The 9,530-nt window shown below is 67.8% G+C and carries 6 protein-coding genes; 3 read left to right on the forward strand and 3 right to left on the reverse strand.

The window, feature by feature from the left end; all coding sequences use genetic code 11:
• The first annotated feature begins 4 nt into the window (after positions 1 to 4).
• Together IEX93_RS08830 and IEX93_RS08835 are read left to right on the forward strand one after the other, a co-directional pair.
• The gene (locus IEX93_RS08830) at positions 5 to 457 is read left to right on the forward strand and encodes a CBS domain-containing protein (RefSeq protein WP_188847844.1); all 453 of its coding nucleotides are present in this window, start codon (positions 5 to 7) and stop codon (positions 455 to 457) included.
• Complete coding sequence (locus IEX93_RS08835; RefSeq protein WP_188847845.1) at positions 457 to 1,617, forward strand: cation:proton antiporter; 1,161 nt, start codon at positions 457 to 459, stop codon at positions 1,615 to 1,617. The genes IEX93_RS08830 and IEX93_RS08835 overlap by 1 nt, the downstream gene beginning before the upstream one ends.
• Here the strand turns inward: IEX93_RS08835 and IEX93_RS08840 are convergent.
• On the reverse strand, positions 1,607 to 2,689 hold the full coding sequence (locus IEX93_RS08840) for a lytic transglycosylase domain-containing protein (protein ID WP_371863169.1): 1,083 nt from the start codon (positions 2,687 to 2,689) through the stop codon (positions 1,607 to 1,609). The two genes, IEX93_RS08835 and IEX93_RS08840, sit on opposite strands and share 11 nt — an antisense overlap.
• Before the next feature lie 159 nt (positions 2,690 to 2,848).
• Here IEX93_RS08840 and dnaB point away from each other — a divergent pair, with 159 nt between their 5' ends.
• The gene (dnaB, locus tag IEX93_RS08845) at positions 2,849 to 4,183 is read left to right on the forward strand and encodes a replicative DNA helicase (RefSeq protein WP_188847847.1); all 1,335 of its coding nucleotides are present in this window, start codon (positions 2,849 to 2,851) and stop codon (positions 4,181 to 4,183) included.
• Here dnaB and IEX93_RS08850 read toward each other — a convergent pair.
• Positions 4,180 to 4,731 carry a protoglobin domain-containing protein gene (locus IEX93_RS08850; RefSeq protein WP_188847848.1) on the reverse strand — a complete coding sequence of 184 codons (552 nt, stop codon included), beginning with the start codon at positions 4,729 to 4,731 and terminating at the stop codon, positions 4,180 to 4,182. The genes dnaB and IEX93_RS08850 overlap by 4 nt on opposite strands.
• A gap of 145 nt (positions 4,732 to 4,876) precedes the next feature.
• A complete protein-coding gene (locus tag IEX93_RS08855; protein ID WP_188847849.1) occupies positions 4,877 to 9,355 on the reverse strand; it encodes a glutamate synthase-related protein in 4,479 nt (1,492 codons plus the stop codon).
• Positions 9,356 to 9,530: the final 175 nt, after the last annotated feature.

Below are 9,530 nucleotides of genomic sequence, written 5' to 3' on the forward strand. Positions count from 1 at the left end.
CCCCATGCGGGTAGCGGACCTCATGACCCCGAACCCGGAAACCCTGGGCCCGGAGGCCACCCTCGAGGAGGCCGCAAAGCGCATCCTGGAAAAGCGCTACGGTAGCTTTCCCGTGGTGGACCAGGAGGGAAGGCTTCTCGGGATCCTCCAGGTGGAGGACCTCCTCCCCCGCCCCGAGAACGTCCCCTTCTCCGACGTGGAGGCGCTCCAGCTCTTCGGAGAGTGGGTGGACGAAAAAGTCCTGGAGGAGATCTACCGCCGCTACCAGAAGACCCCGGTGAAGGCGGTGATGCGCACGGAAATCCCCCGGGTCCGCCTCGAGGACCCCGCGGGCAAGGCCCTGGAGATCTTGGTAAAAAGCGACGTGCGCCACCTGCCCGTGGTGGACCCCAAGGGGAAGCTCCTGGGGATCCTCACCCGGAGCGACTTCCTTAAGCTCTTCCTCCGGAGGGTATGATGCACGGTGCCGGACATCTGTTGGAAGTATTTTACCTACTTATCGCCGCCCAGGTGTTCGCCTTCCTCTTCAAGCGCCTGAACCAACCCGTGGTCATCGGGGAGGTGCTGGCGGGCGTCCTGGTGGGGCCAGCCCTTTTAGGCTGGGTCCACGAGGGGGAGATCCTGGAGTTCTTAGCGGAACTCGGGGCCATCTTCCTCCTCTTCATGGTGGGCCTTGAGACCCGGCTTCGGGACATCCTGGCCGTGGGGAAGGAGGCCTTTTTGGTGGCCCTTTTGGGGGTGGCCCTGCCCTTCCTGGGAGGGTACCTCTACGGCCTGCAGATCGGGTTTGAAACCCTTCCCGCTCTCTTCCTGGGCACCGCCTTGGTGGCCACCAGCGTGGGGATCACCGCCCGCGTCCTACAGGAACTAGGGGTGCTCTCCCGGCCCTACGCCCGCATCATCCTGGGGGCGGCGGTCATTGACGACATCCTAGGCCTCATCGTCCTGGCGGTGGTGAACGGCGTGGCGGAGACGGGCCAGGTGGAGGTGGGGGCCATCGTCCGGCTCATCCTTCTCTCCGTGGTCTTCGTGGGGCTCGCCGTCTTCCTTTCCACCCTCATCGCCCGCCTTCCCTTGGAGCGCCTGCCCGTGGGGAGCCCCTTGGGTTTCGCCTTGGTGGTGGGCGTGGGGATGGCGGCCCTGGCCGCCAGCATCGGCCTCGCCCCCATCGTGGGGGCTTTCCTCGGGGGGATGCTCCTTTCCGAGGTGAGGGAGAAGTACCGCCTCGAGGAGCCCATCTTCGCCATAGAAAGCTTCCTCGCCCCCCTCTTCTTCGCCATGGTGGGGGTAAGGCTGGAGCTTTCCGCCCTGGCGAGCCCCGCGGTTTTGGTGGCGGGGACCGTGGTCACGGTGATCGCCATCCTGGGCAAGGTCTTGGGCGGCTTCCTCGGCGCCCTCACCCAAGGGGTGCGGAGCGCCCTCACCGTGGGGGTGGGCATGGCCCCCCGGGGAGAGGTGGGCCTCATCGTGGCCGCCTTGGGCCTCAAGGCGGGGGCGGTGAACCAGGAGGAGTACGCCATCGTCCTCTTCATGGTGGTCTTCACCACCCTCTTCGCCCCCTTCGCCCTGAAACCCCTCATCGCCTGGACGGAAAAGGAGCGCCCCGCTAAGGAATAGCCTTGTAGGCGGCGTAGGCGGAGAGCACCTTGGCTAGATACTCCCGGGGCTCGTCCCGCTCCTGGAAGCGGAGGAAGGCGTAAAGGCCCCCTTCCCGGGCGATGCCCCTTAGGGTGTAGCCGATGCCCCCGTTGTAGGCGGTGAGGGCGCAGGCGAGCCCCTCCACGCCGGAAAAGGCGGCGCACCTTTCTAGAAGCCAGCGGAGGTAGCGGGCGGCGTAGCGGATGGCGCTTTGGGGGTCAAAGGGGTCGGCGGGGGGCTCCCCCAGCATCCTCGCCACGTCGGCCCAGGTGCTCCGCAGGAACTGGGCGAGGCCCAAGGCTCCGGTGGGGCTTCGGGCCAGGGGGTCAAAGCGGCTTTCCACGTGGAGGAGGGCGAAGAGGAGATCGGGGTCTAAGCCCTCTTCCCTGGCGTAAGCCTCCACCCATTCCCGGTAGGCCCTGGGGTAGGCGAGGGCCGTGGGCCAGGCGGCCCGGATCCCCTCCCGGTAGGCCCCCAGCCGGTAGAGGAGGGGGACGAGGGCGGGCCAGTCCTCGGGGCGCCGCCAGAGGGCGTAGCCCAAGCCCAAAAAGCCCCTAGGGTCTTTTTCCGCCCAGGCCCGGTAGTGGGGAAGGGCCTCCCCGTAGCGCCCAAGGCGGTAAAGGGCCTGGGCACGGAGGTCGGGGCGCTCCCCTTGGGGAAGGACCTCTAGAAGCACCTCGTAGGCCCGCCCCTGAAAAAGCGCCTCCCAAAGCCTCTCCCCCGTCCCAAGGCGAAGGAGGGCCTGAGCAGCCTCCTCCTCGGGAAGAAGCCTCGCCCAGGCGGAAAAGGCCCTCCCGTCCCCCGCCGCTTCCAGGAGGAAAGCCGCCACCCGCCAGGCCTCTCTCGCCTCCCAGCCCGGCTCAAAGGCCCGGGCCTCCTCCAGGAAGAGGGCGTAGCGCCAGGCGTACTCCGCCCGCTCCGCCAAGGGGACCTCTTCCCGCGCCACCAGGCGCCAGCCCGCCAGGAGCCTGGCGTAGCCCTCCCCCCCTAGGGCCACCTGGCGCAGGGCCTCCGTTTGGCCCTCCGCTAAGAGGGCGTAGTCCGGGGGCAACCCCTGGGCCCGGCAGGCGGAAAGGAGGATAAGGAGAAGGAGCCAACGCACGCCTAAGAGCTTACGCCCCTCCCCTGAGAAGCGGGAAAGAAGCAATCCTTCCCACAAGGAAAGGGCTCTGGCGGAAGGGGGGGAGGCGGGCTTAACCTGGTAAGGCTTATGGAAGGCCGCATCCCCCCCCACAGCCTCGAGGCGGAACAAAGCGTCCTCGGGGCCATTCTCCTGGACGCCGACGTCCTGGACGAGGTGGAAAGCCTCCTCCCCACCCCCGAGGCCTTCTACGCCGAAGCCCACCGCAAGATCTACGCCGCCATGCAGGCCCTAAGGGCCCAGGGAGCCCCCGTGGACCTGGTGACCCTCTCCCAAGAGCTCTCCCGCCGGGGGGAACTGGAGGCCGTGGGGGGGACCACCTACCTGGTAAGCCTCTCCGAGGCCACCCCCACCGCCGCCTACGCCGAGCACTACGCCCGCATCGTGGCGGAGAAGTGGACCCTGCGCAGGCTCATCCAGGCGGCCGGGGAGGCCATGCGCCTGGCCTACGAGGAGGCGGGGAGCCTGGACGAGATCCTGGACGCCGCCGGCAAGAAGATCCTAGAGGTGGCCCTCACCCAGGCGGAGACCGAGGCCCGCCCCATGCGGGAGCTCGTCCACGAGACCTTTGAGCACATTGAGGCTCTCTTCCAGCACAAGGGCGAGGTGGGAGGGGTACGCACGGGGTTCAAGGAGCTGGACCAGCTCATCGGCACCCTCGCCCCCGGCTCCCTGAACATCATCGCCGCCCGCCCCGCCATGGGGAAAACCGCCTTCGCCCTCACCATCGCCCAGCACGCCGCCCTCAAGGAGGGGGTGGGGGTGGGGATCTACTCCCTGGAAATGCCCGCCGCCCAGCTGGTCCTGCGGATGATCTGCTCCGAGGCCCGCATTGACATGAACCGGGTCCGGCTCGGCCAGCTTTCCGACCGGGACTTCTCCCGCCTCGTGGACGTGGCAGGGCGGCTTTCCGAGGCCCCCATCTTCATTGACGACACCCCGGACCTCACCCTCATGGAACTCCGCGCCCGGGCCCGCAGGCTCAAGAGCCAGCACAACGTGGGCCTGATCATCATTGACTACCTGCAGCTCATGTCGGGGCCCGGAGGGGGACAAAAGGGGGAAAACCGCCAGCAGGAGATCGCCGCCATCTCCCGGGGACTCAAGGCCCTGGCCCGGGAGCTCGGCGTACCCGTGATCGCCCTAAGCCAGCTCTCCCGGGCGGTGGAGGCCCGGCCCAACAAGCGCCCCATGCTCTCCGACCTAAGGGAGTCGGGCTCCATTGAGCAGGACGCCGACCTGGTGATGTTCATCTACCGGGACGAGTACTACAACCCCCACTCGGAGAAGGCGGGGATCGCCGAGATCATCGTGGGCAAACAGCGCAACGGCCCCACGGGGACCGTGGAGCTTCAGTTCCACGCCCAGCACGTGCGCTTCAACGACCTGGCCAAGGAGCCCTAAGCCCGGGAGAGGAGGGCCAAGGCCCCCTCCTTGAGGGCTTGGATGAGGTCCTTATGCCCCAGGGAAAGGCCTAAGGAGAGGGCCTCGAGGTAGCTTTCCTCAATCAGGGCCACCTCCATGGCGACGAGCTTCTCAAAGGCCTCCACGGCGCTGTAGACCTCCTGTCCCCTGAGGGCCATGCGCATGTGTTCCAGGGAGAGTTCCTGCACGATGCCCATGGCGGGGATCATGGCCCGGGGGCCGATGCCAAGCCGGGCGTGCACCAGGCCGATGCGCCGCCTCCTTTCCGCATAGGCCCGGTCGTAGACCCCCGAGAAGAGCTCGCCGTACCAGCGGGCGAAAGTGCCGTAAAGCCGCTCCACCCGGCCCGGCACCGCATAGAGGATCTCCGCCAGCTCGGGGTCCCGCCCCAGGTAATCGTAGAAGGCCAGGGCCACCTCGTGGGCGATGGGGGTCATGACCTCGCCGAGCTCCCTAAGGAGGGCGGCGTGGGCCTCGGTGAAACCGGTGCGGCGCTTGAGGAGTTCCAGAAGCTCCCCGGGGTCCACGGGACAAATGTACCTGCCCAGGCCCCTTCCCGTCCAGGGCAGGGGGTCCGGCTCCAGGGAGGCTCTGCACGAGAAGGCGATAAAAAAGCCCGGCCTAGCCGGACCGAGCTTATGCGTTGGGCCTTGGAACAGGGACTGGCCTGAGCTACTCCGTGCTCACCCCCTGGTCCACCTGCTGGTTCACGGGCTCCACCATGCGGAAGTGCTCCGCCGGGTTCTCCAGGAGCTTTTCCAACCGCTTCGCTTTCTCCTCCCGCTTGGCCTCCCGGAGCACCCGGATGTAGGCGGAAAGGAGCTCCCGCACGTCCTCCACGCCCCGGGCGTCCAAGGGCTTCACCACCACCTTGGCCCCCTTGGCCAGGCGGCGCTTCATGGCCTCCTCGGTGAGGCCCATCTCCGGCCAGTGGCGCAGGTAGACCCGCCCCCCGGTCATCCCCGAGCAGATCCAGGGCCCGGGGTCCCCGAGGACCAGGGCCCGGCCCCGCGTCATGTACTCAAAGGCGAAGCCCTTGGCCTGAGCGCGGGCGGCGAGGTTCCCCAGGTCGTCCCTGAGGGGCCTTTCGGGCTCCCCGCCCAGAATCACGTCGGCCCCGGAGAGGCGGATGCAGAAGCGGCTGTCCGCCACCCCCTCCACTATGAGGAGGCCCCCGATGGCCCCGTAGGCGAAGCTCTTGCCCACGGAGCCGTCCACGTAGGCGCCGAAGGGGTTCTTGCCCTTGAGGATGGCCACGGTGCCGCCGAAGGCGCTCTTGGCCACCCCGTCCTGGGCCCCGCCCTCCACCACCACCTTCATCCCCTCCACGTTGAAGGCGGCGAGGCCGTTCCCGGCCACGCTCCCCGCGTCAAAGCGGAGCTCCACCTCCGCGTCAAACCCCTTGCCGTAGAGGCGCCGCCTGGCGATCTCCCCGGCGAGGTGGGCCCCAAGCGCCCGGTCCGTGGAGTCCACGGGGCCTTCCTGGAAGACGAGGCGCTTGCTGCCCTCGGCGTAGGCGGCCATGACCACCTCGGTGATGGTGCGGGTGAGCTGGTTTAGGGGCTTCCTGAGGACGTGGGCCGAGGTGTCCTTGAGCCACTCGGGCTCCTCCACGGGGGCGAAGAAGTAGCTGAGGTCCAGCTCCTCCAGGTGGTCCCTTTGGTAGAGGAGGTACGAGCGGCCGCGAAGCTCCTTCAGGGAGCGGGCCCCGAGGGCGGCCACCAGTTCCCTTAGGGCCTCCCCCATGGCCCCGAAGAAACGGGTAAGCTGCTCCACCGCCCGGTCCAGGTCCTGGGGGACGAAACGCTTGAGCCCGTGGGCCAAGGCCTCCTCCACCGTCTCAATCTGGGTGGTGATGCCCACGTGGCAGGTGTCCAGCTGACAGCCCCGGCAGATGGTGCAGCCGATGGCCACCATGGCCATGGTGGCCATGCCCACCCGGTCGGCTCCCAGGAGGACCATGCGGAGGACGTCATAGGCGGTCTTGAGGCCGCCGTCCGCCCAGATCTCCACCTTGTCCCTAAGCCCCGCCCGCACCAGGGCCCGGTGGACCCGGCGCACGCCCAGTTCCACAGGAAGCCCAGCGTACTTGAGGGCGTGGAGCCTCGCCGCCCCCGTACCCCCCTCAAACCCCGAGAGGGTGATGACGTCGGCCCCGGCCTTGGCGATGCCCACGGCGATGGTGCCGATCCCGGGAATCACCGGCACCTTCACCGAGACCAGGGCCTTGGGGTTCACCGTCTTAAGCTCCTCAATGAGCTGGGCCAGGTCCTCAATGGAGTAGAGGTCGTGGTTGTTGGAGGGGCTGATGAGGTCCACCCCGGGGACGGCGTTCCGGGCGGCCGCCACCTTGGGGGAGACCTTCTTGCCGGGGAGGTGGCCCCCTTCCCCGGGCTTCGCCCCCTGGCCGATCTTGATCTCAATGACGCTGGCGGAGTTCAGCATGTAGGCGTGGACCCCGAAGCGGCCCGAGGCCACCTGCTGGCCCCGCCAGGGGGTGTACTTGCCCAGCATGTCGGGGATCTCCCCGCCCTCCCCGTTGATGCAGAGCATGTTGAGCCGTTTAGCGGCCTCGGCGTAAGCGCGGAAGGAGGCCTCCCCTTGGGAGCCGAAGCTCATGGCGCTGATGACGAAGGGCAGGGAGTGGGCCCCCACGGAAAGGTCCACCTCCTCGGGGGCCACCTCGCTCCTTTCAGGGAAGCGCACCTCCAATAGCTGCCGGGCGGCCACGGGGTTTTCTCGCTCTAAAGCGCGCACCTTCTCCTGGAAGTGGGCGTAGGGGGCCTTCCCGGAGGCCACCTCCTGGGCCGCCTTGTAGATCCTGGGGTTGAAGCGGAAGTCCTTGGCGGGGGGCACCTTTTCCGCCCGAAGGAAGCCTTCCCGCTCCAAGAGGGTGCGCTCAAGCTCCCAGAAGCCGTACCCCGCCTTCTCCGAGCCCAGGAAGTTGCGGGTGCCGAAGTACTCGGCAAGCTCGGGCTTCAGGCCAATGGCGCTAAAGACCTTCCCGTAGCCCCGAAGCTCGTGGATGCCCATGGTGGAGATGACTTTCTCCAGGCCCTTCTTCAAGGCCTCGAGGACGCCCGCCACCCCTTTGCGCCCCTCCAGGGCCCGGGCCTTTTCCTCCATGAGCCAGGGGGCCACGGCCTCGGCGCCAAGCCCCAACAGGAAGGCCACGTCGTGGAGGTTCCGCACGCCCCCCGAGTGGACGAGGAGGGAGGTGCGCCGCCTCAGGGCAACCCCCTCGGCGTCCCGCTTGAGGAGGGCCCGGTTCACCGCGGCCACCGCCAGGCCGATGTCAATCCAAACCCCTCCCTGGAAGGCCTCCCGGTCGGAGAGGATGAGGACCTCGGCCCCTTCCTCCACCGCCCGCACCGCCTCCTCCTCCAGGCGCCTAAGCCCCGCCAAAAGCCCCTCCTCCACGGTGAACTGGGGCACCAGGGTAGCGGTCTTGAAGCGGGCCCGCACCTCCTCTAGGGTCAGGGTGCCGAAGGCCTCGGCCAGGGCCTGGTCCTCCTCCAAGACGATGGGGAGGAGCACTTCCTCCACCCTCCCCCCGCCCCGGCCATCGGGCAGGGGGCGGCGGCCTAGGAGGGTGCGGGTGGAGAAGTGCTCCACCTCCCGCTCCCGGTCAATGGCGGGGTTGGTCACCACCGCCACCGTCTCCTTGAAGAACTCGGAGAGGTTGGGCTTTTCCGGGTTAAGGGCCGCTAGGGGTCCGTCGTAGCCCAGGGAGCCAATGGGCTCGTTGCCGGTCTTGGCCAAGGCCTCGAGGTAGGCCCCGTCCCACCGGTCCCAGCCGAAGGCCCTCTCCAGGCCCAAGGGGGGCGGGGCGGGCTTCTCCTCCACCTCCACCCCGCTTCCCCCCTGGAGGGGAGGCGGGGCCTGGCGCAAGGGGCCGGCCAGGTGGACCCGATACCCCTCCACGGGGGTGCGGGCGGCGATCCTCTCCAGGACCTGGCGCTGATGGCGGTCAAAGGGGAGCACCTTGGGGCCCTCGGGGGTAAGCCGCACGTAGACCTTTTCCCCTGGGGCCAAGGGCTTGGGCTCGCTGACGAACTCCTCGGCGTTAAAGACCCCGCGCTCGGAGGAGAAAACGAACTCGTAAGGGGTCTCAAACTGCCAGAGGGGCCTTAGGCCCATGGCGTCCGTGGCGAAGACCGCCTCGTCCCCGTGGCGGCTCACGATGGCCGCCGGACCCTGGGCCAAGGGGCCGAAGCGCTGCCTTAGGGCCATGTAGAGGTCCTGAAGGTCCTCCGGCAGGCCCTTGATCTCCCCCAAAACGGGAGGGAAGACCAGGTCCAAGGCCTCGGGGAGGGTGAGGCCATAGCGGTAGATGAGCCCCTCCAGCATGCGGTTCAGGTCCTGGGAGTCCGAGCCCCCGGTGCGGGGGATGCCCAGGAAGTCCATCTCCCGCCTCAGGCGCTCAATAGTGTTGATTTCGCCGTTGTGGCCGATGAGGCCGAAGGGCTGGACCTGCTCAAAGGTGGAGAGGGTGTTGGTGGAGTAGCGGTTGTGGCCTAAGGCGATGCGGCTTTTGAACTCGGGGCGGGAGAGCTCGGGGTAGTAGCGCTTTAAAAGCTCCGCCGCTCCCCGCACCTTGTAGACCACGCTGTGGGTGGAAAGGGAGACCACGTGCACGGGGAAGCTGGCCTCGAGCCTAAGGCCAAGCTCCCAAAGGGGGGCGTCCCCGTCCGGGGAAAGCCCCGCCACCTGGAGGAAGAGGGGCTCCGTGCGCCGTCCCACGGGGCCAAGGACCTCGCTCACCACCTCTCCCTGTCGGAAGAGGATGGGGCGGACGCCGAGCCGCTGCCCCTCCCGCCGCAGGAGATCCTCAAACTCCCGGAGCCTCCCCGCTTCCTTTTTGGGCACGAAGAAGTGGCCCACGAAGAAGCGGGGGTTGAAGGCGAGGCCCGGGTCCAGGCGGGCTTCCTCCAGGAAGCGGGCCCATAGCTCCCGGGGGATGTCGGTCTGGATCCCCGTCCCGTCCCCTTCCCCGCGGATGGCCCCCGCGCGGTGGGCCATGCGGTAAAGGCTCTCCAAGGTCCTCCGCACCACGCGGTGGGAGGCCTTGCCGCTCTTATCCACCATGGCGATGATGCCGCAGGCGTCCTGGCCTAGGGGGATCTCCGGGTAGGCTTCCTTCCAGGTCATCTTCGGGCTCCTCTTTGGGCTCGGGGGTTTAGAAGGGTGGGCAAAGATATGCGCGTCGTTCCCTGGATTATACATCCCACCCTCCGAAGGGTCAATCGGGAAAACAGCAGGACTTTACCCACATCTCCGTTTCGTGGTAAATCTCCCCTTGCGGGCGCAGCCCGTATCTGGTACC

The organism is Thermus composti (assembly GCF_014647535.1).
Classification (GTDB): Bacteria; Deinococcota; Deinococci; order Deinococcales; family Thermaceae; genus Thermus; species Thermus composti.